22 protein-coding genes are annotated in these 25,201 nt (G+C 35.0%); 14 read left to right on the top strand and 8 right to left on the bottom strand.

The window, feature by feature from the left end:
* Positions 1–454: 454 nt before the first annotated feature.
* The 8 genes from CG11_RS12455 to CG11_RS12490 all read left to right on the top strand — a co-directional run bounded on the left by CG11_RS12455 (position 455) and on the right by CG11_RS12490 (position 8,223).
* Entirely contained in the window at positions 455–1,111 is a 657-nt protein-coding gene (locus CG11_RS12455; RefSeq protein ID WP_052596649.1) for a sterol desaturase family protein, read from the top strand.
* Between the two features lie 178 nt (positions 1,112–1,289).
* A complete protein-coding gene (locus CG11_RS12460; RefSeq protein WP_052596651.1) occupies positions 1,290–1,910 on the top strand; it encodes a T9SS type A sorting domain-containing protein in 621 nt (206 codons plus the stop codon).
* Positions 1,911–2,053: 143 nt separating this feature from the next.
* Positions 2,054–2,791 (top strand): bifunctional 2-polyprenyl-6-hydroxyphenol methylase/3-demethylubiquinol 3-O-methyltransferase UbiG, encoded by a 738-nt coding sequence (locus tag CG11_RS12465; protein WP_052596653.1) that lies wholly within the window; start codon positions 2,054–2,056, stop codon positions 2,789–2,791.
* A 292-nt stretch (positions 2,792–3,083) separates the two neighbouring features.
* Entirely contained in the window at positions 3,084–5,492 is a 2,409-nt protein-coding gene (gene pbpC / locus CG11_RS12470; protein ID WP_052596691.1) for a penicillin-binding protein 1C, read from the top strand.
* Positions 5,493–5,556: 64 nt separating this feature from the next.
* Positions 5,557–5,889 carry a hypothetical protein gene (locus CG11_RS12475; protein WP_052596655.1) on the top strand — a complete coding sequence of 111 codons (333 nt, stop codon included), beginning with the start codon at positions 5,557–5,559 and terminating at the stop codon, positions 5,887–5,889.
* Between the two features lie 2 nt (positions 5,890–5,891).
* Entirely contained in the window at positions 5,892–6,335 is a 444-nt protein-coding gene (locus tag CG11_RS12480) for a hypothetical protein (protein ID WP_052596657.1), read from the top strand.
* A 241-nt stretch (positions 6,336–6,576) separates the two neighbouring features.
* Positions 6,577–6,948 carry a BlaI/MecI/CopY family transcriptional regulator gene (locus CG11_RS12485; RefSeq protein ID WP_052596659.1) on the top strand — a complete coding sequence of 124 codons (372 nt, stop codon included), beginning with the start codon at positions 6,577–6,579 and terminating at the stop codon, positions 6,946–6,948.
* 141 nt (positions 6,949–7,089) lie between these two features.
* On the top strand, positions 7,090–8,223 hold the full coding sequence (locus CG11_RS12490) for a M56 family metallopeptidase (RefSeq protein WP_081909541.1): 1,134 nt from the start codon (positions 7,090–7,092) through the stop codon (positions 8,221–8,223).
* A gap of 135 nt (positions 8,224–8,358) precedes the next feature.
* Here the strand turns inward: CG11_RS12490 and CG11_RS12495 are convergent, their stop codons facing one another.
* The 3 genes from CG11_RS12495 to CG11_RS12505 all read right to left on the bottom strand — a co-directional run bounded on the left by CG11_RS12495 (position 8,359) and on the right by CG11_RS12505 (position 11,124).
* On the bottom strand, positions 8,359–8,847 hold the full coding sequence (locus tag CG11_RS12495; protein ID WP_197043839.1) for a hypothetical protein: 489 nt from the start codon (positions 8,845–8,847) through the stop codon (positions 8,359–8,361).
* A gap of 370 nt (positions 8,848–9,217) precedes the next feature.
* A complete protein-coding gene (locus CG11_RS12500; protein ID WP_052596665.1) occupies positions 9,218–9,856 on the bottom strand; it encodes a 4'-phosphopantetheinyl transferase superfamily protein in 639 nt (212 codons plus the stop codon).
* Positions 9,857–10,302: 446 nt separating this feature from the next.
* Positions 10,303–11,124, bottom strand: coding sequence for a lysophospholipid acyltransferase family protein (locus CG11_RS12505; protein WP_052596667.1), 822 nt, complete (start codon positions 11,122–11,124; stop codon positions 10,303–10,305).
* A 300-nt stretch (positions 11,125–11,424) separates the two neighbouring features.
* On the opposite strand from CG11_RS12505, the gene CG11_RS12510 reads away from it, so the two are divergent.
* Genes CG11_RS12510 through CG11_RS12520 form a run of 3 tightly spaced genes read left to right on the top strand, consistent with a single transcriptional unit; the run spans position 11,425 to position 13,738 of the window.
* Complete coding sequence (locus CG11_RS12510) at positions 11,425–11,988, top strand: dihydrofolate reductase family protein (protein ID WP_052596669.1); 564 nt, start codon at positions 11,425–11,427, stop codon at positions 11,986–11,988.
* Positions 11,972–12,358: a hypothetical protein gene (locus CG11_RS12515; protein ID WP_052596671.1), complete on the top strand. Its 387-nt coding sequence runs from the start codon at positions 11,972–11,974 to the stop codon at positions 12,356–12,358. Before CG11_RS12510 ends, CG11_RS12515 begins: the two co-directional genes overlap by 17 nt.
* Before the next feature lie 54 nt (positions 12,359–12,412).
* Complete coding sequence (locus CG11_RS12520; protein WP_052596673.1) at positions 12,413–13,738, top strand: HTTM domain-containing protein; 1,326 nt, start codon at positions 12,413–12,415, stop codon at positions 13,736–13,738.
* Positions 13,739–13,771: 33 nt separating this feature from the next.
* On the opposite strand, the gene CG11_RS12525 is transcribed toward CG11_RS12520, so the two are convergent.
* Together CG11_RS12525 and CG11_RS12530 are read right to left on the bottom strand one after the other, a co-directional pair.
* Positions 13,772–15,565 (bottom strand): leucine-rich repeat domain-containing protein, encoded by a 1,794-nt coding sequence (locus CG11_RS12525; protein ID WP_052596674.1) that lies wholly within the window; start codon positions 15,563–15,565, stop codon positions 13,772–13,774.
* 8 nt (positions 15,566–15,573) lie between these two features.
* Positions 15,574–16,215: a hypothetical protein gene (locus CG11_RS12530; protein ID WP_052596675.1), complete on the bottom strand. Its 642-nt coding sequence runs from the start codon at positions 16,213–16,215 to the stop codon at positions 15,574–15,576.
* 225 nt (positions 16,216–16,440) lie between these two features.
* On the opposite strand from CG11_RS12530, the gene CG11_RS12535 reads away from it, so the two are divergent.
* Both CG11_RS12535 and CG11_RS12540 read left to right on the top strand, forming a co-directional pair.
* Positions 16,441–17,001, top strand: coding sequence for an AraC family transcriptional regulator (locus CG11_RS12535; RefSeq protein ID WP_052596677.1), 561 nt, complete (start codon positions 16,441–16,443; stop codon positions 16,999–17,001).
* Positions 17,002–17,161: 160 nt separating this feature from the next.
* A complete protein-coding gene (locus tag CG11_RS12540; protein WP_052596679.1) occupies positions 17,162–19,354 on the top strand; it encodes a cation-translocating P-type ATPase in 2,193 nt (730 codons plus the stop codon).
* A gap of 13 nt (positions 19,355–19,367) precedes the next feature.
* On the opposite strand, the gene CG11_RS12545 is transcribed toward CG11_RS12540, so the two are convergent.
* The 3 genes from CG11_RS12545 to CG11_RS12555 all read right to left on the bottom strand — a co-directional run bounded on the left by CG11_RS12545 (position 19,368) and on the right by CG11_RS12555 (position 22,223).
* Entirely contained in the window at positions 19,368–19,931 is a 564-nt protein-coding gene (locus tag CG11_RS12545) for a rhodanese-like domain-containing protein (RefSeq protein ID WP_197043840.1), read from the bottom strand.
* 590 nt (positions 19,932–20,521) lie between these two features.
* Entirely contained in the window at positions 20,522–21,274 is a 753-nt protein-coding gene (locus CG11_RS12550) for an SDR family oxidoreductase (protein ID WP_052596682.1), read from the bottom strand.
* A gap of 355 nt (positions 21,275–21,629) precedes the next feature.
* Positions 21,630–22,223 carry a TetR/AcrR family transcriptional regulator gene (locus tag CG11_RS12555; RefSeq protein WP_052596684.1) on the bottom strand — a complete coding sequence of 198 codons (594 nt, stop codon included), beginning with the start codon at positions 22,221–22,223 and terminating at the stop codon, positions 21,630–21,632.
* A 408-nt stretch (positions 22,224–22,631) separates the two neighbouring features.
* Here CG11_RS12555 and CG11_RS12560 point away from each other — a divergent pair, with 408 nt between their 5' ends.
* Positions 22,632–25,097: a DNRLRE domain-containing protein gene (locus CG11_RS12560; protein WP_052596686.1), complete on the top strand. Its 2,466-nt coding sequence runs from the start codon at positions 22,632–22,634 to the stop codon at positions 25,095–25,097.
* Positions 25,098–25,201 lie beyond the last annotated feature (104 nt).

The raw sequence follows: 25,201 nt of genomic DNA on the forward strand, positions 1-25,201 counted from the left end.
CTTAATTAAACGTTAAATATATTTAAAATGGGCTGTCTCCTAAAGGGGGCAGCCTGTTTTTTTTGAACTAAAAATATCTTTTGTACAAAAAATACCTATCTTTGCCCCATCCAAAATGGACTGATTGTTGAGTAGAAGAATTTTTGAATGAACTATTCTTCTATTTGTTAATGAACAGTATCATGAGTTAATATTTAGGGAATTAAGTATTGATTGAGTTATCTCTTTTATAAGGGAATTTTATTGATAATGAATTTGCTATGGTTGATTTGTGTGTATTGAAAAGGAACTAAATCAGCGAATTATTCAAGAATCAATTTTATTTTAATAAAAAATAGAAGAGGGAATACAAAAGAAATTTTATCACCAAAATCAAGAAGAAAAAATTTCTTACAAAGGGTACCTTCTTTTTTTTCTTCATAAGAAGCTCTCGCTTCACTAAAAGATATAAAACATGAAAGGAAACGATCAATTTGTATCAGCAAAGGATGAATCTCCAAGAATGTTTGAAAACGATATTTTAGACTATTTTTCAAGAGCACATCCGATTTCCGTACCGATTGTATTTGTGCCAATCATTCTTTATTTTTTGTACTCTGCTTTTGTCAATTATGGATTGACAGTCACGAATTTTGTCGCCTTGTTTTTTGCAGGTATTTTAGTTTGGACTTTGTTTGAGTACTTTCTACACCGTTATCTATTCCATTGGCAAATTGATACCGACTGGGGTAGAAGATTACATTTTATGATTCACGGTTGCCATCACGATTACCCAAACGACTCAATGCGTTTGGTTATTCCAACAGGAGCTAGTTTGGTTTTGGCTGTGATCATGTACTGGTTTTTCTACTTCTTTATCGTGTATTTGTTTGGCGGTACGATAGGAATGCACCATGGTTTTTTTGCCTCTTTTGTAATGGGGTATGTAACTTATGACATGATGCACTATGCGACGCATTACGCAAAATTTAAAAACAAATGGTTTAGAGAAATTCAAAAGAACCACTTAGACCATCATTATGTAGATCATGACAAAGGTTTTGGATTGAGTAATGTTTTCTGGGATAGAGTCTTTGGAACAGCTCAAGACAGTATCAAAAAGAAAAAATAATTTGATTTTAATTCTAAAAAAGCTTCTGGAATATATTTTCAGAAGCTTTTTTTTGTAACTTATATAGACCTTTTGCTTTGATTATGAAGGGTTTTGTTCTGGGAAATTTTATTAATGGCAATTGGGAGCGACAGAAAAAAGCCAAGTAACAGAATTTATTAACTAAAACTATAAGCATATGCAACAAAAAATTTTACACTTAATTTTTCTTTTTTTATGGAGTAGTTTCTGCCTAAAAGCACAAACAGACTCCATTAACATGACCAGTTTTGTAGGGGTACCTACAGATGTGGGAATAGACATTATGTGGACGACAGATGGAGAACACAATGTAGCGTATTTTACATTGGAACGTTCTTTAGATGCCATGAGCTTTGAACCAGTCAAAGTCGTGAAACCTCATAAGGATGTGTCAGGAAAGAAAACGTATGCCTACAGCGATGAAAATATATTCAGAGCTCAAGTTTACTACCGAATAACAACACAATTGTCAACAAGTCAAAAAACATCTACCATTATTGCTGTTGTGCGCAATGATCGCTTGAATTTGCCAAATATTATGATTTACCCTACGATCACAAGCCACTCTGTTAATGTAGTCAAAAATTCGACAGAGGACTTGTCAGGTGCTTACATTCGTGTTTTTGATATGTCAGGGCATTTGTTGATCAACAAACCTGTAAAAGGGAATTTTTTAGTAGAAACGATTGATGTTTCTACGTACGAAGCAGGAGCCTATGTCATTGAATTATACAAAGATAAATTTGCCAAACAAGCAAAATTTATCAAGCAATACTAGTTAGGCAGATTATCTAAACCAAAATTAAAAAACAGTTCTAAGAATTCGTCTAAAAGTTGTAATCCCCATTCGTTGTTGATAGAGGAAGAATAATTTTTAGAAATACTCTAAATTCTTAGAACTGTTTTTTTTATCTTTGAACCATGAAAGAAATTGAGTTTAAAGAAGTTGATCAAGTTGGAGGGGATACTCTAGACGTCATCAGTAACGCTAATAAGTTCAATCGTTGGACTTATGATACCATACGCCCTTTTTGCAAAGGAAAGATCTTAGAAATAGGAAGTGGCGTTGGGAATATTTCTCAGTTTTTTTTGGAAGATGGTGCACCTATTTTACTCTCCGATATTCGTAAAGGCTATTGTAGCGAGCTCAAACACAAATTCCAAGCGTACCCGAATTTGGAAGGAGTAGAACTAATTGATTTGGTTGACCCTGCTTTTGACGAAAAGTTTAAGAATTTATTAGGTACTTTTGATACCCTTTTTTCACTAAATGTTGTGGAGCATATCTATGATGATAATTTAGCGATTCACAATGCAAAAAAATTACTCAAAAAAGGAGGTCGTTTAATTATCTTGGTACCATCTTATCAATTTCTATTTAATGGTTTAGACAAGGAATTAGATCATTATAGACGTTATAATAAAAAGACATTGAGTGCGCTTTTTGATAAAAATGATCTAAAAATTATCAACAAGCAGTACTTCAATTTTATGGGAATATTTGCTTGGTTTATTTCTGGAAAATTGCAAAGAAACGAAACCATTCCAGAAGGACAAATGGGCTTATACAATGCGTTAGTGCCTATTTTTAAGATAATTGACCACATCGTATTTAGAGCAGCAGGTTTGTCTACAATTGTAGTAGGCGAAAAGAAATAAAGTTGCTTTGGGCAAGCTTTCTCCAAGTTTTAAAATCGGGTAATCACTAGCACAAAACCTTAATGAATTACATCGCTACTTAATAGATTACCGCCAACCAACAATAGTTAACTGAAACCACGCAGTAGCAACGAACTACTAAACCAAATAACGAGCAAAAATTACCAAATACTAAAGCACCCTTCTTTTATGAGGGATCGGTTCGATGTTTGAAATAAATAGTTCGTTGATTAGAAACCTAGGAAACCTCAACCTAGGGCTATTTCATAATGTTTATATTGACTCCCATAGAATGAGAACGCTAAAAAAACATCCTAAAAAAATACTTGCTTGCTTCTTACTTTGTAGCATAGTTTATTATTATTGTTTGCCCCAAAAGTTATTTCAAGACCCCGTTTCTACCGTTTTATTTGATAAAAAGGGAGCTTTATTAGGAGCTAAAATAGCAACCGATGGTCAATGGCGTTTCCCACACAATGATAGCGTACCAGACAAGTTTAAACAGGCGATTATAGCGTTTGAAGACAAGCGATTTGAAGACCATTGGGGCGTTGACATATGGGCTATATTGAGAGCAATACGATTGAACACACAACAAGGTCGTCGAGTGAGTGGGGGGAGTACCATTACAATGCAAACCCTTCGAATGGCTCGCAAAAATCCACAACGTACCCTTGTTGAAAAAGTCAAAGAAGCTATCTTGGCTACTCGATTAGAATGGTCGTATTCTAAAGAGAAAATATTGGCTATGTATGCTTCTAATGCCCCTTTTGGTGGGAATGTAGTTGGGTTAGATGCTGCTGCATGGAAGTATTTTGGAAGAAGTGCCGCTCAATTATCTTGGGCAGAGTCGTGTATGTTGGCCGTATTGCCGAATAGTCCTAGTTTGATCCATTTGGGAAGAAATCGGACTAAATTAAAAAAGAAACGAGATTGGTTATTATCAAAACTTTGTGCCAATGGTGCCATGGACAGCATTACTTGCCAATTGGCACAGTTAGAACGTTTGCCTGACAAACCCAAACCATTGCCTCGTTGGAGTCCTCATTTGTTGGAACGTGTCCATCAAGAACTTGTTTTGAGTCAGCAACACAAAGGGATTATACATTCTACTATTGATTTGAATTTACAAGTTCAAGTGAATGAAATTTTGGATCGCCATTATCAAGTTTTAAAATCAAATGAAATTTATAATGCAGCAGCTTTGGTAGTAGATGTGGCAACAGGGGATGTAATCGCCTATGCTGGGAATGTGCCGCACGCTGCTCAGGAGCACAGCCCTGCTGTTGATATTATTACAGCACCTAGAAGCAGTGGCTCTATTTTAAAACCTTTTTTGTATGCGGCGATGCTACACGATGGAGAAATGACTTCACAAACCTTATTGCCAGATATACCATCGCATTTTGGCGGATATACACCTAAAAATTATGATAAGAGTTATTCGGGGGCAGTACAGGCGAATCAAGTAATTACGAGATCCCTAAATATTCCCTCTGTACACATGTTAAAGCGTTATGGTATGATGCGTTTTGCGGATAAACTGAGACGGGTTGGAATGACCACTTTGGCGCATTCTGCCAAGCATTATGGATTGACATTAATTTTAGGGGGTGCCGAGACTAGTTTGTGGGATTTGGGAGCAATGTATGGTGGAATGGCTCGAAATTTAGCCAATAGTTATACCTATAATGGTTTGTATGATTCTAATAATTTTAGAGCATTAAATTACTTAAAAGAAAATTCTCAAGGAGTATTAAAAGGAGAGGAGCAAAATAAATTACAAAAAAATACGCCTTTATCAGCAGGGGCTATTTGGCATACCTTTCAAGCCATGCAGGAAGTTGTTCGCCCCAATGAGGAAGTCTTTTGGAAAAGTTTTCCTTCAGCGCACCGAGTAGCGTGGAAAACAGGAACAAGCTTTGGGTTTAGAGATGCTTGGGCAGTGGGTTGTACTCCAAAGTATGTTGTGGCTGTTTGGGCGGGCAATGCCGATGGAGAAGGGCGTCCAGGTCTGGTTGGTGTGCATGCCGCTGCTCCAATTTTATTTGATATTTTTCATGTGCTAAACCCAGGAAGGCTTTGGTTTGAAAAACCACATGATGACTTGGTCGATTTGGCTGTCTGTGCCCATAGTGGACATATTGCTTCGGAGTATTGTACGAATGTGATTAGAAGGGCAGAACCTAAAGTTGCGACTAAATCTAAGGTTTGTCCTTATCATAAAAGAATTCATTTATCCAAAGATGGCAATTATCAAGTGCACAGCGATTGTGTATCGCCAATGGATATGCAACATGCTAATTACTTTGTTTTACCTCCCACTCAAAGTTGGTATTATAGAAAAAAACATCCTAGTTATAAAATCCTGCCTGAGTATAGAAGTGATTGTAAAAATAGTCTTGCTAGTCATCAAAAAAAACAGATGGCATTGGTTTATCCAGAGGCTAATATGAAAATTTATGTACCAACAAATTTAGATGAAACCAAAAGTAGAACGGTTTTTGAAGCAAAACATACCAATGCTTCTACTCAAATTTTTTGGCACTTAGACAATGTTTATATTGGTCAAACTCAAGAATTGCATTATATGGAGTTAAATCCTGAGGCAGGAATGCACACCATTACGATTGTAGATGAAGATGGAAGTGCGATTAGTCGCCAATTTGAGATTATTGCTTCTGAGGATGAGGAAAGCTAGAAAAATGTCTCCTTATTCAAATTGTATTTTTGCTATTATTAACAAAAAAAGTTATCTTGTATAGATGTCAAAAAAAAGTAAAATACATAGAGGACGCTTTCAAGCCCAAGGCAATGGTTTAGAAGAGTCAGAATCATGGGCACAAGATAAACCACTTTCCGTTTCTAGTGCACTTGCGCTATTACGTAGTTTGATTGCTAAACTAACTCCTAGTGATTACGCCAAACGAAAGAAAGCATTTGAAAAAGCAGAAGAATTTGTAGAAAATGCAAGTGAAAATGGAGGGATATTTGCTGTGATAAAAAAGACCTTTAAGGTAAAAGGTTCTAAAGATGAACGGGTAGATATAGAAGTGTTAGGTGGTAAAGCGTTTGTTAAAAATGATGAAAATGAATAAAAATGGTTGCTGTAGTTAGAGAAAAAGATTTTCTGTACAAAAATTTTTTAGAGAAAAAGAAGATTTACAGTCAAAATGAATCTTATTGGAAGAGATATGTAAGAAATGTACTAGAACCTAAAGTGATAGAACATGAATTTTGGTTGAAGAATGAATATGCCAATGGTACTAAAATTTATGATGGTAATCCAATTTATAGTGCAAAATTGCAAAATAGAAAAGCAATTAGAATAATACAAGAAGAACCAGAAAGTGATACACTTCAAATTTCTGCTTGGATTGAAGAAATAGAAGATGAACACCAAAATAAAATAGAAGAATTGGTTATCTCTTTGGAATTAACAAGAACTACTCGAAAACTTGCGTTAGAATTAATCAAGGAGTGGGCATTGGATGAAGTATCAAAGGAAAAAATGATGTCTTGGATACCAGAAAAAATTGATTAATAATTTTTTATAGAGAATGGCATTAAATCTTTCAAGACTTGATGCCATTCTTATTTTATATAGGTTAGAGGTAAGTTTTGTTACCAAACCTCATATGTTATTATTATGATAATAACCCCCAATTATTAGGAACTTAAAGATTAGTTTTTTAACTTAGTTTTTAGTTGTTCTGTGAGCTAGTCTTCAGAATAGCCCAATAATCAACATATTAATAAATTACAGCATAGAAAATAACAATCATATGACAAGGATACTCACACCCTTAGAATTACAAGTCATGAACTTGCTGTGGAAAAAAGAAAAGGTCTTTATAAAAGACCTTTTGGAAGCTTGGCCCGTAGATGAATCGGGAAAAAAACCGGCTTACAATACAATTTCTACTATTGTTAGAATTCTTGAAAAAGATAAAGGTTTTATCGGATATAAAGCTTATGGTCGTACCCATGAGTATTATCCCCTAATTACAAAAAGTGATTATCAAAAAACATTTTTGAAGAACGCAATTGACAAAGTTTTTTCTGGCTCTGTAACGAGTTTGGTCTCTGCATTGGTGGATGATGAAAAAGTCAATCAAGACGAAATTGATGAATTAAAACGCTTGTTGGAGGAATAATAATATAGGAGAGGAAGCCAGCTAGAAAAATAAGCCAATTATTGAAACGTTTTCTAAGTTGGTAAAGTAAAGACACAAATCTTTTCAACGTTACGTTCTATAAGTATAAACTCGTTTAGACATTTTCTCAATACTAGGAATATGGTGCACTATATACTATTATCCTGTCTCCTTTCGATGATTGGAGGAGGACTTTATTTTTTTGTATTACAAAAACGTTTGCAAGTATTGCAGGCGAAGTACGTTTTATTAGGTATCTTAATATTAAGTTGGATGATACCTATAATGGTACCTAGTTTACCCAATTATACGCAAGAATTGGGAGCTGAATATCTAGTTGATTATAGGAATTATGACGCTTGGAATGTTGTAGATATTCAAGATGAGAATTTGGTGGCCTGTTATGAAGATGCTGCCAACAGCCGAGAACAATGTCATTGTGAAGTCAAGCAACAATCAGATGTGCTGTATTATCAATCTAACACATACTATAACTTTATTATTACCTGTAAGAGTCCTTTGTTTTGGTTCTTTGTAGGAATGATGTTACTTTTCTTGTTGGATTTTGTATTAAAGTTGGCTTGTTTGATTTACTTGGCACAGATTAGTCCAAGAGAACAACGAACCTTAGGAGGAAGTACGTTTTATTTGTTGCGCCCAAAACAAAATTTACCGCTGTCCATTAGCTCTTTTAGTTTGTGGAATCATTATATTTTGTTGGATAGCCACTTAGAGGCTAATTTTTCAGATCGAGAAATGGAAGCTATTTTATTACATGAAGTAGCTCATTTACAACAACGAGATACTTGGCAGCAAATGCTGTTGTCGATTTTAAAGATTTTTTGGTGGATGCAACCCATGTATTATTATATTAAGCGAGAGTTAGATGAATTGAATGAGTATGTTGCGGATGATTTTGCGGTTCAACATTTGGGAGATGCCAAATTTTATGCTAGAATATTATTAAAAGCTAAAGAACAGCAAACGCAACACAATGAATTAAGCTTAGTGGCTTGTTTTGCACAGGGTTTGTTCAAACAGCGTATTTTGAGATTGATTAATACGCCTACACCACATGCTAAACCCAATTGGATTTTTTCTCTACTACTTGTTGGTGTAGTTTTTTGGAGTACTAGTGTTGTTGCCTTGCCTATTTTACAAGAACATGATATAGCGATTCAACAATATGAAATCTTACAAAAAAAGAATTCTATAACAGGTAAACATGAGTTTTGTAAGAGTTGTATTTTTGACGAGCTCAACAAAGAACACTAGACATTATCAGGAATAGAGATGTATAGTCGGAAAATCAAGATATTTTTTTAGGCATATCATTTCATTTGTGATAATGTCTAAAAAAAATGGATTATCAAGAACTAGTTGATAATCCATTTTTTTTTAATAAATCACTTATTCAACACTATCTACGCGAATGCTATCAATGATATTGATACTAGGTAACTCTTCTTTAGGAACTTTGGGGGCAAAATAAGCTAAATCTCGCATACCTGAGTATTGGGTTAGGTACCATTTATTGTCAATCAGCGAAAATAGATTTTCAATCATAAAGGCATCTTGAACGATAATGCGTTCTCGCATTACATCATCCATGTCATAAAAAGGAAGTACATTGATTTGATCACTCTTGGGATCTACTGCCTTTTTGAATCTCCAATTGTCTATTTCCCAATAAAAAGGCTTCGTATCTCCATTAGGATTATTTCCTAACAAAGGGAACTCAATTCGTCGTATTTGGAATAGACTATCTGAATAAAATTTTTCGTGAAAAGCTTGGAAATCTTCTCGTCCGCGTTCATCGGTAGGAAGAGATTCTTCGGATGAAGTACAGGCAAAAAATGAGAAACTGATTAAAAGGAGTAAGACGGATATTATTTTCATATGTTTTAGAATAATACTTCGTTGCTTTTTTTTTTCACAAACTAACAGACTCACGAAGTAAAAACATAAAAAAGCATCTTGCATTAGTGTAGCTGTGTTGCCACTACGTGGTACTTTGTGAGAGCTTCGCTGTTGATTATCAGTTTTATAGTATAAAGATTAATAAAGGAAAGTTTTACTGATAATCAAAATGATACGATTTGTGAACGGAGTAATGTTAGAACGAAAGTTATAAAATTGCTATTAGAATTGACTTGTTTACTTAATTTTAATAAAGTACTGAATTGGTTATTTTGAACAACAAAGTACTAAAATTTTTCCAACGTACATGACCAAAGTGCGGCTAACTATTGATACTATTAACTCAATATTATTCTTTGGTTACAACACAAAGATAATAATTTAACGTCTTTTCATAAAAAACTTGATAGCTTGCCTCAAAATTTGGCTTTCGAATAACCGCAGTAGTGCTTCCTTTAGAAGTTATCTCAAAGGGGCTAATGTGCAAATGCCGTATGAAATCTACTTTTCCTAAGGCATAGGCTTTAAATAAAGCTTCTTTTATACCCCAGTAAATGTGTAAGTAGTCGATGTATTGAGGACTTTTTTGGAGTACGGCTAATAAATCCTTAGCAATGTATTTGCTAGCAATACGCTCTAATTTAGGAGTAGGGATTTGTAAGTCAATTCCTATAGCTTGTTTGGATTTAGCAACAGCGATGTAAGCACCACTGTGACTGATAGAAAGCTCTAAAGCTTGTGTTTGTAACTCTAGTTTCCCCAAGGCATTTTTTTGAAAATTTCGGTAAGAGGTATGAAAGAGCTCTTGTAGACCACATCGACTAGCCAACCATTGTTGAAAAGCTAGAGGATTGCTATATTTTTGTTGCAAGAGTAATAATTCATTATTAGTAAGTTCTAGAAGTTCTGCAAAAAAATGCAAGGGTTCTGTAACGTTCCAAATGAGTATTTCAAATGCAGGAGATTGGTATGTTTGTAAAATAGGCATATTACAAATATACGCTTTGCTTAGTAGTAGTTCGTTGATTTTTTACTTTTTTATCAAAAAGATAAAAAAGCACATTGATATTAGTTTAGCTACGCTGCTAACTATTTAGGAAAAGACATAAAAAAAGCCCTTCGGTCAATCACTCCAAAGGGCATAAGGGATATTAAAATAACTAATTTCATTAAATCTTCTATAAGTAAGGGATCACTTAGGAAGAAATACTAATTCAACTATCTACTACAAATATATAAGAGCTTACCTAAAAAATAAAACACAAAAAAAGAGAAAACTTAGTTTTAGTAGTGGACTTTTGTGGTATAATAAAGTATTAAATTTAAGCGTTGGTTTTGGTTTTAATGTGTTGTTATATAGTATTTTGTGTTTGGTTTGTGTTTGTGGGGAGGCTGATTAAAAAACTTAAAAAAAACGTAGAAATCTTAAAGGAATTATTTGTGTAGCATTTGAGATAAAATTCGTTTAAATAAGGTTTTGTTAGGATCATGAGCTCTTATTTCTAACAAATCTTCAATTCCTTGTTCGACGCTATTGCGGACTATGTTTTTTAATTCTTGGATTGCCTCTTTGTCGTTGGCTTTACCTTTGTAGGGTTCTGTTAGGATCGGTTGACCAAATTTGTAGTAAAAACGCTGAGGTTTAGGGAGAGGAGTCAGCCCAACTCCTTTAACGAGTGGAATGATCATATCTTTACGAGCACCAAACTGTTTGAGCAAAGTCCCTAGCGGCGAGGATAAAATTTCTTCACTATCCCAGACCAGTTCGTAACATTCTTCGGCACCTACGGCAGAAAAAGGAACGATTGTGCATTGGTGTTCAATCGCCATTTTAGCAAAACCAGCCCGATTGTTCCATTTTAACCGATAAGCTTCGCCTTTATTTTTAAAGGCTTCTCTAGCTCCTCCAGGAAAGACCAAGGTATATTGTTTGTCTTTCATGAGTTGGGTGCAGTGTGCTCTACTAGCCTCTACCATTCCAAATTTGCCAGCTAAATCTCGCCAAAAAGGTATTTTAAAATGTGCTCTATCGCCCAATGAATAAGTGAAAATATCTTTATCATTATACAATTTAAACCACATAATACTCGCATCCCAAATGCCTAATAATGTATGGTTTCCAACAAATAAAACAGGACCTTCTTCTGGAATTAAATCGGCGTCATAAAACACAGGGTCATTTAACCAAAACAAAGGCTTGAAGAGTTGAAACATTTGCTTTACTTCTTTGGGAGATGGGCGCTTTGTTAAATCCATAATAAATTGGTATTTGATAAGAACAATAGTATGTTGTAAAATGATATTTATTACTAGTTGTTATTTAATTAGTTTGGTGCGCTCATAAAGGCGCTGTCGCTTAGTTGCCTATGGTGTTAACTCTTGTAGTTGCCCCAAAAGGCAGTATTATAAAATTAATAAAAAAATAACAAGTTCGTATAGTATAATTGCTCTACTGTTTCAATTATCTTTGAATAACTACTTACCTAGATAATCTTATGGAACAAACAATAACCTAAATAAAAGTTTTGGGAGGTCGATTTAAAATAACTCAATGATATGAAAAAAGAAAATAAGGTATATATTGCTACTAGTCTAGATGGCTATATAGCAGATCAAAATGGAGGATTAGATTGGTTGCATTCTATTCCCAATCCAGAAAATTCAGATATGGGCTATGCTGATCTTACAGCAAGTATAGATGCATTGGTTATGGGAAGAGTTACTTTCGAGACGGTTTGCAGTTTTGATATTGATTGGCCTTATCAAAAACCTGTCTTTGTATGGAGTAGGACATTGAAAGAGGTTCCAGCTTCGTTAAAGGATAAGGTGTATTTGGTGAAAGGCACAGTCGGTGAAATTTTGGAGCAAATTCATCAAAAAGGCTTTTATAAGCTTTATATAGATGGAGGGAAAACCATTCAAAGTTTTTTGAAAGAAGACTTAGTCGATCGTATGACCATCACAATTATTCCTAAACTGTTGGGTGGTGGATTTCCATTGTTTGCAGAACTTCCCTCCGTTTTAGACTTTGAATGCATCGACACCCAATTGTTCTCTAATCAAGTTGTACAAAATACTTTTGTGCGAAAACACGCCATAAATCATGAAACTACAACCTAAAACTTTATTTCTTATAGATGGCTTTGGAGCTTTATTATCTGCTTTTTTATTGGGTGTTGTATTAGTTCGGTTCGAACCTATTGTAGGAATGCCAGTTTCTACTTTGTATTTATTGGCTTTTTTGCCTTGCCTTTTTGCTTTGTACGATTTAATTTGTTATCTGAAGGTTAAGAAGCAAGTGTTATTATTTCTAAAAGGAATAGCAACAGCGAATTTATTGTATTGCATTTTATCCACTTGTTTGGTTGTCCATCATTATGCTCAACTGACAGCATTAGGTTTGGTTTATTTCATAATGGAATTGATTATTGTCTTAATTTTAGTAATCCTTCAATTTAAAACAGCCTATAAAGAATCAACGAATTCCTAGTAGCAGCAGAGCTAATTATTACAAGAAAGCAAAGCTTCATAACATTCGTAAAACTTGAACAGCATAAAAACATATCTAGAGCGTCCTATTTCGATTGCACCTTTGATTGTTTATAGGATACTATTTGGCATAATGGTATGCTATGGATGCCTGTGGTCTATTAGCAAAGGAGATATACAAAGTCGTTATTTAGAGCCACAATTTTTTTTCAAATACTATGGTTTTGAGTGGGTTGGATTTGTTGGAGAACAAGGCATTTATATCTTATATGGTCTTTGGTTTTTGAGTGCTTTGGGAATATTACTGGGGGCATTTTATCGAGTCGCTATTTGGAGTTTTTTCTTTGTATTTACTTATTTGCACCTCTTAGATGCTACCAACTATATCAATCATTATTACGCCATATCTATTTTTGCCTTTTTTTTAGGTTGTTTACCTGCTCATGCGGCTTGTTCTGTAGATACTTGGCGCAAACCTTCCTGGCAACGGCACAAGATGCCCTATGGGTATATTGCTGTTTTTCAAGGGCAAGTTGCTATTATTTATTTGTTTGCAGCAGTTGCAAAGATGAATTCGGATTGGGTATTCAATGCCATGCCCTTAAAAATTTGGTTACTACAAAGTCAAGATTTTCCAATAATAGGCACTTTTTTTCAATATCATGCGACCCATTTACTCATGAGTTGGTGTGGCTTATTATTTGATCTAACCATAGTCGTTTGGTTGTGGTTTTCAAAAACTAGGAAGTGGGGGTATGGGATGGTCGTTGTATTTCATACGCTAACAGGATTGCTGTTTAATATTGGACTGTTTCCAATTTTGATGATTTTTAGTACGGTTGTATTTTTTGACCCTATAGCTCAAGAAAAATTCTTAAAAAAATTAGGCGTAAAGTTGCAAAAGAATCAAGTGGATTGTATAACACCGACTTATCTAAAATATTTTTTTATAGGGCACTTTATCGTTCAAATATTGCTGCCTTTGCGGCACCATGTACTCTATGGAGGCAATATATTATGGACAGAAGAAGGTTATCGATTTTCTTGGCGTGTCATGTTGCTAGAGAAAGAAGGAATGGCTACTTTTTATGTTGAAGACCCCGATACAAAGCGACATTGGGTCGTTTCCAATCAAGAATTCTTAACCGCTTTTCAAGAAAAAAGAATGGCGATTCGACCAGATCATATCTTACAGTTTGCTCATTATATAGCGAAACGATATGCCCACCGTTATACCATTCAGGAACCAATTGTTCGAGCAGATGTGTATGTAGCCATGAACGGTCGAGTTAGTCAACGTCTGATAGACCCTACTGTAAACCTAGCAACGAAGTCAAGAGGAATTGGTCAGAAAGACTGGGTGTTGCCATTTTCTTATTAAATAGGATTAACCAACTCCTATATTGTACCTGTGTTAGAAGATAATTCTTGTATAAGGCATCTTTTTTCGCAAGGCTTCAATTTCTTCTTTCGAAATTGGATTAAAATTAAGCGTCAAACGGCGCAATTTTTTCAGTTGTGTAATTTCTTCAGGAATGCTTGTAATTTGATTAAAACTCAAATCTAAACTGACTAATTGTTGAAGTTGGGTAATCTCTTTCGGGATTTCTTTAATTTGATTGCTACCTAAGTTGAGTACTACCAATGTTTTGCATTGAGTCAATACTTTAGGAAACGCTGTTATTTTATTTTCTTGTAATTTTAGCTGTCGCAATCGTTGTAGTTGCTTAAAATCTTCAGGCAAGGTGCTGATTTGATTGTATGACAAATCTAAAGCGACAAGATTTTTCCAATGGCTAACGACCGCAGGTAAGGAAGGCATCTTATTATTGGATAGGGCAACTTGTTTTAAGCTCTTGAGTTGCGCAAAAGAAGCGGGCAAGTCAGTTACCGCATTGTTATACAAATAAAAATTTTCCAATCGTTTTAATTTTCCAATGGTTTCGGGCAAGCTCTTGAGTGGATTGCTACGCAAGTCTAATGTTTTTAATTGTTGTAAATTGCCAATAGAACTAGGAAGTTGTGCAATTTTGTTAAAACTTAAATCCAACTCTTGTAAGTTTTGGAGGGCACCCAAATTGGATGAAATTTGCTCTATTTTATTATCCATCAAATCCAAACTTTCTAAGGAAATCAGTTCAAACAACTCAGGGGGAAGCACGGTTAATTCATTATCCATTAAATCCAATACCTTAATTTTAGGCATGTTTTTAATATAAGTTGGAATGTGTAGGAGTTTGGTAGAACTAAAATCGAGATGCTCTAAATTAGGAATTTGAGTAATTAGTTCTGGAATTTTGTAAAATGGGTTCACACTCAAATCCAAGCGTTTTAATTGTATCATATTAACAATGTTTTTAGGCAGGGTTTGAATTTTATTTGAACCTAAATTGAGGGTTTCTAAAGAAGGAAGCGATGTTATGGCAATTGGAAACGTTTTTAGTCGATTTGAATTGATATTCAGTTCTTGAAGCGCACTTAATTGCCCAAAGGACAAGGGCACACTATCCAAATTGTTGCGATACAAATTGAGTAATTTCAACTTAACAAAACCACTCCAGTCATGTGGTAGTTCTCGGATTTGATTATAGGTTAATTTGAGCTGTTCTAATCGAGGCAATTGGGCTAAATTAGTCGGAAAATAAGTCAAATGATTATTAGAATAGTCAACTACTTTTAGCTTAGATGCTGCTGCTGAAGTATGAAGCTCATCGATAATTCGAGAAATTCCACGTTGCTTAAAATTGGCTTGAATGGCTTGGTGTAGACTATCAAACGCTAAAGGAGAAGCACCATATCGGGTGAAATGATAAATGGAATCTCTTCGCAAACTTTTGACATTGTAAAGCGTAAAATGCGTTAGCTTAGGAAGCTGCAAAGCGGCTCTGAAATCATAATGGTGGGGGCGGTCTACGACGATTTTTAATTGTTTGACGCCTTTGACCTTGGACAGTTGGTTTAAGGTATTTTGTCCATAAGTGCTATCTTTTAAATGTATATAGAGCTTTTTAAATTTTCCTTTATTAAAATCAGAAAATACAGTTGTTCCTAGCGGATCAGTATTAAAATGAAAATCTAAATAAGGAGCCCACTTTGCTTTTTTTATCTTCTTTTGAATTACTTCAGGAGCTTGTCGCTCTGTTAGACGCAGTTTGTATTGGCAAGAATAAAGGATTGAAAGGATAAGCCCTAATAAAAGATATTTCATATTTAGGATTAAAATAGTTTGGTACTAATGTACCCTAGGTGAATAAAGAATACCCAAATTACCAAAGGTAAATGAATAAAAAGCTTGGGATGGAATATTTTATAAATGAAAAAATATAAAGTAACTAGTAGGAGTGTTATTAACGTAATTAAAAAATTAACAGAAAGCCAATTATTAACTTCATTTAACATATAAGAACGAATCGTGCAACAGAAACTAGCAATACTAACGGCTTGCATGATTTTTAATGCCCAAAAAAAGTATTGGTTGGTGTCGTTATAGAGTGCCCAAGTTAGAAAATAAATGATGAGAACAATAAGTCCAATAGATTGTAGTATTGTTGCTGTAGGATAAGGAATCAATTGAAAAAAAACACCTACTAGAAGCATATTAGCTCCTAGAAAACGTAAAATATCGATAGGTTTGTTACTTTTAAACGGTCTTGCTTTATAATTTAAGCTGAATTGGGTTAAAATAATGAGTCCAATACCAAGTTCTGCACTGAGCAAAAGAGAGGCGTAGCCCAAGAAGTACAAAATGAGACTACAGGATGCTATACCCAATTGCCAAATAATAGTTTTTAGTGGACGAGGGTTATGTGGTAGTTGTGGTGGTAGTTGATTGGGATTGTCTAATATTTCTTGAGTCATACGAATTTTTTTTGGACGATTACTTAAATCCAATAGTTGGTTGGAACCACGCAGTAGCAGCGCAGCTAACTAAAAGCGCAGCGCTCACGGAGTACCACGCAGTAGCAGCGAGGCTAATCAACGAACTATTATTATTAAATACATAGCAACAATATCTTTTTAATAAAACGATTGGAGCGTCAAAGAGTTTTGAAGTGACTTTGAAACCTTACATAATTAGACAAAATGAAAATATATCTTAAAAATATGGTTTGTCATCGTTGTACAATAATGGTACAAGCTATCCTTGAAGAATTACATATTCCTTATACATCTATACAACTAGGAGAGATAGCGTTAAAAGAGGCACTTAGCCACGAGCAAAAAAAAGTATTGTTGCAACGATTTCATGCTATTGGTTTTGAATGGATTAGTGATAAAAAGTCACAGACAATAGATCGAATAAAAACGCTTATTATTGAATTGGTGCATCACAATGACAATACTTTAGTTGATAACTTATCTTCCTATTTGTCCAAGGCCTTGTTACAAAGTTATGCTACTTTAAGCACCTTGTTTTCTGAGGTTGAAAATCAAACGATCGAGCATTATTATATTGCTCAAAAAATTGAAAAAGTCAAAGAGTTATTGATGTACGACGAGTTGACATTGAGTGAAATAGCATTCAAACTTAATTATAGTAGTGTAGGGCATTTGAGTCGTCAGTTTAAGAAAGTAACGGGCTTTACACCCACTTATTTTAAACAGTTAAAAGATAAAAAAAGACAGCAATTGGATAAGTTGTAATAATGATGCAAACCCTTCTAAAAATTGTGCAACAACTTTTAGTCTTTATGCCCTATTTTTGTGATAACAGTTGGTTAAAGATCTAACAGACTATTATTAGTAAACTAATTCGATGCCCTTACGGGGAATAATCTAATAGAATTAAAACGAATAAAAAATCATGAAAATATACGATATAGAAGGTTTGTCCTGTGCATCCTGTGCTTCAAGCGCTCAAAATGTCTTGGGGCGTATGGAAGGAGTAAAAGAGGTACGTGTCAATTATGCGACCAAGACAGCAGCAGTTGATACAACGATTAGCACACTCACCATAGACGTTTTGAACAATAAACTAGAGCGTTTAGGATTTGTTTTGCATCCCAAAAACAAAGACAGCCATACCCAACGCCGAGTGCGAGAACAAGAAGCATTGAGCACGCTAAAAAAAGAACTTCTGATAGGAGCTGTCTTTGCATTCCCTCTTTTTATTATAGCCATGTTTGTTCCAACAATTCCTTACAGCAATTATATTATGTTTGCTTTGACTCTGCCAATTTTGGGTTGGACAGGACAACGTTTTTTTATTAGTGCAGCCAAGCAAGCCAGTATATTGAAGGTAAATATGGATAGCTTAGTGGCTTTAGGGACAGGAACCGCATTTTTGTTTAGTACATTCAATACCTTTTTTCCTCAAGTGTTAGAATCCAATGGCATGGTGCCGCATGTTTATTTTGAGGCAGTTGGCGTATTGTTGGTGTTTGTTTTGTTGGGCAAATATTTAGAAACGAAAGCAAGTCAACAAACTTCTTCTGCCATAGAGGAACTATTGGCAATGCAAGCAACTACGGTGCAATTGCTAGAAAATGGAGTAGAAAAACAATTGCCAATAGAAGTCATCCAAGCAGGAGATGTATTAAAAATTCGTCCTGGTGATATTATACCTCTAGATGGTGTTTTAGTAGAGGGGACAGCAAGTGTTGACGAAAGTATGTTGACAGGAGAGTCTTTTTTGGTAACTAAAAAGCAAGGAGATAAAGTCTTTGGAGGTACAATTTTGCAGCAAGGGAGTTTTACGATGGAAGTAAAACGAATCGGAGAAGATACAGTGTTGGCTCAAATTATAGCTTTGGTGGAAGAAGCCCAAAATACTAAAGTTCCCATTCAAAAGTTGGTGGATAAAATTGCAGCGGTATTTGTACCCGTAGTGATGTTGATTGCTTTGTTTACGTTCTTGATTTGGTGGGCAAATGGGATGTGGGTAGAAGGTTTGGTAAATGCTGTAGCGGTGTTGGTAGTTGCCTGTCCTTGTGCTTTGGGCTTAGCTACTCCAACGGCAATTACTGTGGGTATTGGAGCTGCTGCTCGAAAAGGTATTCTAATGCAAAATGTAGCCGCAATCGAAGCAGCCAAAGATATTGATAGTATTGTGTTGGACAAAACAGGAACCATTACGGAAGGAAAACCCCAAGTAACAACTGTTGCATGGAAATCAGGTTTAAGTAATCAAGAATTTTTGGAGGCAGTTATCTGGGGGTTAGAAAATGAGTCTGAACATCCCATCGCCAAGGCATTGGTTGCGCATTATCAAGAGCAAGGAAAAAGGCATTCGTTTGTGATACAAAATTTTGAAAACCATTCTGGCTTTGGATTGAGTGCCACCGTTGGAGATGATTTGTATTGGTTGGGCAATCAAGCTCTTTTGAAGCTACAAAATATAACCATTGACAAAGAGTTGGAAGGAGTGGCAAAAGCTTGCTTGAGTGCTGCTAAAACCTTGGTGTTTTTTGTAAAAGGGCAAGAGGTGTTGAGTGTTATTGGTTTGAGCGATGTGGTAAAAGCACACGCCAAAGAAGCAATCAAAACACTCCAGCAACAAGGCAAAACGATTTATATGTTGACAGGGGACAACGAAGGCACGGCAGCTCATGTGGCACAAGAAGTGGGAATAACGGAATATCAGTCGAATGTATTGCCCCAAGATAAGATTGCTTTTGTTAAAAAATTGCAAGCTAGCCAAAAAGGCGTTATGATGGTTGGTGATGGCATTAATGATGCCCCCGCCTTGGCACAAGCTAATATAGGTGTTGCCATGAACAACGGTACTTCTGTTGCTATTAGTAGTGCGGATATTGTGTTGCGTCAAAATGATTTAAGGCAATTAGAGATAATTTTATCTACCTCTAAGCAAATGTTACAGATTATTCGACAAAATTTATTTTGGGCATTTATTTATAATATCTTACTAATTCCAATTGCTGCTGGTGTGCTCTATGCTTGGGGCATTTTATTAAACCCAATGGTAGCAGGTGGCGCAATGGCTTTAAGTTCTGTTTTTGTTGTTGCTAATAGCTTGCGCTTGAAAAAAATTGGATAAACAAAGAGTGGGCTTAGTAGATAGCTAAGCCACTTTTAACTAACTTTAAATTGGTTCTATTGCCAACATGAATTTTATCAGTAGCACCATTTTTATCATAAATAGAATTGCCTTCGTTTTTCCATCCAATTAAGCCGTCTTCGAGTACTTGAACGTCTGTGAAACCCATTAATTTGAGGTATTGAGCAACAACAGTACTTCGGTTTTTATTGGCTGAATAAACAATGACTCTAGCTTTTCTAGAAACCATCCAAACACGTTCTATAGAAAAATCTTTATAGCCAGTTCTTCTTGCACCTTGAATGTGACTAATTTCATATTCTTCCTTTGAGCGGGCATCAATAATAATGATTTGCTCTCTGTTGTTGGTTTTTATAACATATTCTAATTCTTTAGCAAGAATAGGAGGGATGCGGATGTTTTCAGGATCTTTGCAATAAGCTTCAAAATCAGGAAGTTCGTTAGGAGATAAAGCAGCAGCGTCTTGACTACTAGAGGGAGAAAACCCAAAAGGATCGTTTTGGGCAAAAGAATAAGTAGCATTATTCAATATGAAAAAACATATTAAACATGCCATTAAAATAGTTTTCATTTTAAAGGTGTTTAAAATCTCAGGGAATAAATTCTAAGTAAATTAGTGGGACATACTTAGAATCTATGATTCAACTTTTTTCTTAACTAAAATCAAGCCATTTTTTGATGATTTATTGGTGTAATAAGCTTTGAAAATGCTAATGTCTCCTTATTCAATTAAATAGCCAAGAAAAATTACATTTAAAAAATTGTTTATTGGGATTCATTCCTTGTTTTATTGTCAACAGAACAGAATGACAATGGCTTTTATAATTCTTTATTTACTGATGGAAATAATGGGTTGTTTTTTTATTAAAGAAGAATATAAAGCAATTGCTTTCTCTTAAAAATACAGAAAGTCTCTTAGGTAGATTTTTGAAACTCTATGAAGTTAAACAACATAATTGGGGAGATTGTTTTTTATGTTGTAGTAGAATGTTTCGAAAAGAAATATACTAGATTTGTTCTTTTAAAAAAGTTTTTTTTGCTAGAATCATTAACATTGCTATTATGGTAGCTTAAAACAAAAATGCCCTCCCTTTCTACAGGAGAGCATCTTCTAAAAAAAATCACCAAGTCTATTTTTATTTATCTTTATATCTGACTTAAACCACCATCAATAGATAGCTCAATGCCATTAATAAAACTAGCATCATTACTAGCCAAGAAAACAGCAGCACTTGCAATTTCATTGGATTCACCAAAACGTTTAAGAGGTACACTAGCAGCAAAACCAGCACCCATTTCTTCAACATCTTTAGGTGTCATCCCTTCCATTTTGTCATAGATAGGTGTTCCGATAGGACCAGGAGCGATGCTATTGACACGAATTTTTCTAGGCGCAAGTTCTGTGGTTAATACACGAGCATACGCACGCAAAGCACCTTTGGTAGCACTGTAAATACCAGCTCCTTCAAATCCTTTTTGATGAACAATTGAGGTATTGAAAATAACACTTGCACCATCATTTAAGTGAGGGATGGCTTCTTTTAATAAGAAAGCAGGTCCTTTTATATTAATGTCGAAGGTGGTGTCAAAGAGTTCTTCAGAGATTTGATCCGCAGGTGCAAATTGAGCAACTCCTGCATTGACAAAAATAACATCTATTTTGCCATAAGTATTAACGGCCTCTTCTATCAATCGTTTGTTATCGGCTAGACTCGCTTGATTGGCTAGAACAGCTTTAAAGTCTCCACTGAGTTGAGCAGAAGCTTCGTCCAAGGCTTCTTGGCGTCTACCAGAGAACACTACTTTTGCTCCTTCCTCCAAGAAATGTTGTACAGTAGCAAAACCAATTCCTGAATTACCTCCTGTAATAACGGCTACCTTGTTTTCTAATTTTTTCATTGTTTTAATTGTGTTTTAATTTTAATAATTATAAAACTGGAAAATTAGACCAGTCTGTTTAATTTGAAATTGTAAAAAAAATAAGTAAATCTTTTATGACTGTTAATAATCTACGATAAGATTGCATTCAATTACCTTGCAGTATATAGAATAGTAGTTAGCTATGCTGCTACTGCGTGGTTTCAACGAACTATTGAGAAGTGAATTAAATACAAAATGCTCCTTTTTGGATAGAAAAAACTAAAGTAGGAGTAGATGATTAAGTTAACAATAAGAATTACTTAAGGTGCATATTAGCGTTAGCAGTTCGTCAAAAAAACTAATCAACAATACTTATTTGTTATTTTGACAGAATCTATGCATGCGCTTTAGCTGCAATAAACTCAAAAGTCATTTGATACCATTTGTCTAAATAGGTTCGATTATTTTGTGCTTTCATTCTAGAAAAAGCGCCTCCAATTCCCGCATGGATATATTCAGCGATATAAGAAGCAGAAAATTTGGTGGTAATCTCACCAAGATCTTGTCCTTCTTTGACACAAAGAGCAATTTCTTCAACAACTTCTTGAAAGTGTTGGTCTATTATTTTGCCAATATGTGTATTAATACCCGCTAATTCAATAGATAGGTTATTAATCAAACAACCAGCATTACAACCCTCTTTGTGATTGATATCAAGAATATATTCGTAGAAGTTACGCAACCGTTGAATAGGAGAAGGTTCTTTGCTATTCAAAAAAGAACGAATTAATTCTACGCTTTTGAAGCCATATAGTTTGATACTTTGCTCTACAAAATCTTCTTTACTACTAAAAAAATTATAGAACGAACCTTTAGGAATGGCACAAGTTTTAAGTATTTCATTGATACCAACATTATGATACCCACTCTTTCGTATGAGTTCAGAACCTAATGCAATGATATCTTCTTTGTTATACTTATAACCCATTTTATAGAATGAAATATTTGAAAACCAAATTAGACCGTTCGGTTTAAATGAAATTACATTGACCTTAACGTTTGTTTTTTAGAAAGGTTTCAAAGATGATAACTTTTTTTGCAAAAAAATAAAAAAGTACCTTCTTATTAGCTTCCCAAGCTATTCTTTTATGTTATCAATATAAGCTTATTTGGCAAACCTCCTTAGAAGAAGATATTACAGGCTCATTACTTGGTAGAGCAATGAAATAGTTTAAATAATTAAGCGTGTATTATGATGATTTTTAGTGAACTATTAATGGAATAGTGTTCACAAATTTCTATTAGTTATCGTTATATTAAAAAGATACCTCATATCTACTTCACTTTTGGTGAAAATTTGACGATTACATTATTGTTGATTCTTAAAATGATAAAAATGAACCAAACCTATTTACATCTTACACAGCAAGTAATTTATTTTTTACTCCTCTGCTGTTCTTTTTTGTGGTCTGCCACAACCAATGCGCAATGCACCATTACTTTGCAACCAGATGGTATACAAGGAAAAGATGCCGAAGTCAATAGCTTAAGTTGTTCCTCATCTTACGCAGTGAGTACCAATTGGTGCGAAACAGTCAATGGCGGAACAACCAGTAATTTGCGTTCCAAAGCTTGGACTTGGTGGGGAACGCATGCAGCAATTCGTTCTTTGTTAGAGTTTGATTTATCATCTCTTCCAGCGGGATGTACGGTCACCAATGCTACCTTAATTATGCACAATGGAAACGACAACCCCAACGCATACCATTGTGGTCAAAACTCAACCATTCATCCCTGTTTGCCAAATGATATTTATTTGCATAGAATTACGCAGAGCTGGCAAGAGCATACTGTTAATTGGTTAAACCAACCTACTTATGCGTCGACCAATCTAGGAACAGACTATATTTTTGAAGGCAACAATAGTCAACCGTACAATGATTATAGTTTTGATATTACTGATATGGTGAATTTTTGGTTGGCAAATCCAGCTCAAAATCATGGAATGTTACTCAAACAACAAGATGAAACCAATCACTACAAATCAGTATGGTTTCGGTCTAGTGATCATTCTAATCCTGCTGTTCGTCCAGAATTAGTATTAACACTCAACTGTTCAGGAAACTGCGACAACATTATAGAAGGGAATATTTTTGATGACTTGAATGGAGATTGTGTGATGGGAACGAATGATTTGCCCTTAGAGAATTGGGTTGTTGAAATACTACCAGGTCCAATTTATACGTCTACAGATGTAAATGGTTTTTATAGAGCCAATGTACTAGATGGGACGTATACCGTTAATGTATTTAATCCAAATACCAATCTTTGGTATGCAGGTTGCCCAGCTAATAATACACAATCTGTCACAGTTAGTGGAGGGAGTACAGGCATTGCAGATTTTGCTTATGATGCGGCGTATTATTGCCCATTATTGACCGTAGATGTTGCTTCTAATTTTTTGAGAAAATGCCATACCGAAAATTTTATCGTACATTATTGTAATCGTGGTAATGTCGTTGCCAATAATGCTTATGTTGAAGTTAACTTTAGCAATGGTTTAACTCCTTTAAGTTCTGATGCTACTTATACGGTCAATTCTTCTAGCCAGTGGAGTTTTCCTGTCGGAAATTTAGCGCCAGGAGCTTGCGGTAGTTTTTATGTATTGACACAAATCAGTTGTGATGCAAATTTTGGCGATATAGAATGTGTGACAGCAGAGATATATCCAGATTATCCTTGTAGCGAATTGCCAGGTGACTCTACTGTTTGGGATCGTTCCTCGGTGATGGTTGTGGGAACTTGTCAAGGCGATACTGCTGCTTGTTTTACCATCACGAATACAGGGAGTGCATCGAATGGTAATATGCAAGGGACGTCTACTTATCGTATTTATGATAATAATGTCTTGGTTCATACAGGAACCTTTCAATTGGCGGGCGGAGCCTCTACAGTTATTTGTTGGCCAACTACAGGCAATACCATTCGCTTAGAGGCAGATCAACGTCCTGGTCATCCAGGAAATAGCCACCCCAATGCGGTCGTAGATAATTGTGGAAATAATAGTGCTGCTTTCAATTTAGGATTGACCTTGCCTGAAAATGATGCTCCTGCTGATATTGCTGTGGAGTGTGCAGAAGTTCGCTCTTCTTATGATCCCAATGACAAACGAGTCATCCCAGCAGGGGTAGGAGCACAGCATTATGTCGACCAAAATATTATGTTGGATTATAAAATCCGTTTTCAAAATACGGGAAATGATACGGCTCTGAACATTGTGATCAAAGATACTTTATCGCCTTATTTGGATCTTAGTTCGATACAAATTGGTGCCTCTAGTCATTCATACAGTTTTAGCATAGAAAATGGTCGAGCACTTAAATTTTCATTCAACAATATTATGCTCCCTGATAGCAATGTCAATGAGCCTCTATCGCATGGATTTGTTAAGTTTAAAATCAAGCAATTGCCTAATTTGCCAATAGGAACCGTTATTAACAATAGTGCTTCGATCTACTTTGATTACAATGCTCCTGTTTTGACGAACAATACCTTTTTGACAATCGGAGATATGAATCATATTTTAACTGTAAATACAGAAGAAATAGAAAAGGAGACTATTAATATCAATATTTATCCGAATCCGTTTGGAAGAAGTGCGGTGGTTTATGTACAAGGATACGAAGGAAAAGAACCGATTAATTTTGAGCTTTTTAATGCATTAGGTGTACGTGTTCAAGTTGTTCAGACACTAGATCATAATTTCGAAATTAAGCGTAGCAATTTACCATCAGGAGTTTATTTGTATCGAGCTACAGCCAATCAATCTTTGTTGGGAAGTGGGAAATTAATTATAGAATAAACTAATGCTATTTTTTAGCCATACAAATTAATTCGTGATGAACTGTGTATATATGCAAACAAAAAAGTGATTAATTTACATTAAATTTTAAATAACAAGGATGG

It is taken from the genome of Aureispira sp. CCB-QB1 (assembly GCF_000724545.1).
GTDB lineage: Bacteria > Bacteroidota > Bacteroidia > Chitinophagales > Saprospiraceae > Aureispira.

What these genes read in the sequence shown, in the direction of transcription:
- CG11_RS12455 (WP_052596649.1), top strand. Translation starts at nt 455, where the DNA reads ATGAAAGGAAACGATCAATTTGTATCAGCAAAGGATGAATCTCCAAGA.
- CG11_RS12460 (WP_052596651.1), top strand. Translation starts at nt 1,290, where the DNA reads ATGCAACAAAAAATTTTACACTTAATTTTTCTTTTTTTATGGAGTAGT.
- CG11_RS12465 (WP_052596653.1), top strand. Translation starts at nt 2,054, where the DNA reads ATGAAAGAAATTGAGTTTAAAGAAGTTGATCAAGTTGGAGGGGATACT.
- pbpC (WP_052596691.1), top strand. Translation starts at nt 3,084, where the DNA reads ATGAGAACGCTAAAAAAACATCCTAAAAAAATACTTGCTTGCTTCTTA.
- CG11_RS12475 (WP_052596655.1), top strand. Translation starts at nt 5,557, where the DNA reads ATGTCAAAAAAAAGTAAAATACATAGAGGACGCTTTCAAGCCCAAGGC.
- CG11_RS12480 (WP_052596657.1), top strand. Translation starts at nt 5,892, where the DNA reads ATGGTTGCTGTAGTTAGAGAAAAAGATTTTCTGTACAAAAATTTTTTA.
- CG11_RS12485 (WP_052596659.1), top strand. Translation starts at nt 6,577, where the DNA reads ATGACAAGGATACTCACACCCTTAGAATTACAAGTCATGAACTTGCTG.
- CG11_RS12490 (WP_081909541.1), top strand. Translation starts at nt 7,090, where the DNA reads ATGGTGCACTATATACTATTATCCTGTCTCCTTTCGATGATTGGAGGA.
- CG11_RS12495 (WP_197043839.1), bottom strand. Translation starts at nt 8,847, where the DNA reads ATGAAAATAATATCCGTCTTACTCCTTTTAATCAGTTTCTCATTTTTT.
- CG11_RS12500 (WP_052596665.1), bottom strand. Translation starts at nt 9,856, where the DNA reads ATGCCTATTTTACAAACATACCAATCTCCTGCATTTGAAATACTCATT.
- CG11_RS12505 (WP_052596667.1), bottom strand. Translation starts at nt 11,124, where the DNA reads ATGGATTTAACAAAGCGCCCATCTCCCAAAGAAGTAAAGCAAATGTTT.
- CG11_RS12510 (WP_052596669.1), top strand. Translation starts at nt 11,425, where the DNA reads ATGAAAAAAGAAAATAAGGTATATATTGCTACTAGTCTAGATGGCTAT.
- CG11_RS12515 (WP_052596671.1), top strand. Translation starts at nt 11,972, where the DNA reads ATGAAACTACAACCTAAAACTTTATTTCTTATAGATGGCTTTGGAGCT.
- CG11_RS12525 (WP_052596674.1), bottom strand. Translation starts at nt 15,565, where the DNA reads ATGAAATATCTTTTATTAGGGCTTATCCTTTCAATCCTTTATTCTTGC.
- CG11_RS12530 (WP_052596675.1), bottom strand. Translation starts at nt 16,215, where the DNA reads ATGACTCAAGAAATATTAGACAATCCCAATCAACTACCACCACAACTA.
- CG11_RS12535 (WP_052596677.1), top strand. Translation starts at nt 16,441, where the DNA reads ATGAAAATATATCTTAAAAATATGGTTTGTCATCGTTGTACAATAATG.
- CG11_RS12540 (WP_052596679.1), top strand. Translation starts at nt 17,162, where the DNA reads ATGAAAATATACGATATAGAAGGTTTGTCCTGTGCATCCTGTGCTTCA.
- CG11_RS12545 (WP_197043840.1), bottom strand. Translation starts at nt 19,931, where the DNA reads ATGGCATGTTTAATATGTTTTTTCATATTGAATAATGCTACTTATTCT.
- CG11_RS12550 (WP_052596682.1), bottom strand. Translation starts at nt 21,274, where the DNA reads ATGAAAAAATTAGAAAACAAGGTAGCCGTTATTACAGGAGGTAATTCA.
- CG11_RS12555 (WP_052596684.1), bottom strand. Translation starts at nt 22,223, where the DNA reads ATGGGTTATAAGTATAACAAAGAAGATATCATTGCATTAGGTTCTGAA.
- CG11_RS12560 (WP_052596686.1), top strand. Translation starts at nt 22,632, where the DNA reads ATGAACCAAACCTATTTACATCTTACACAGCAAGTAATTTATTTTTTA.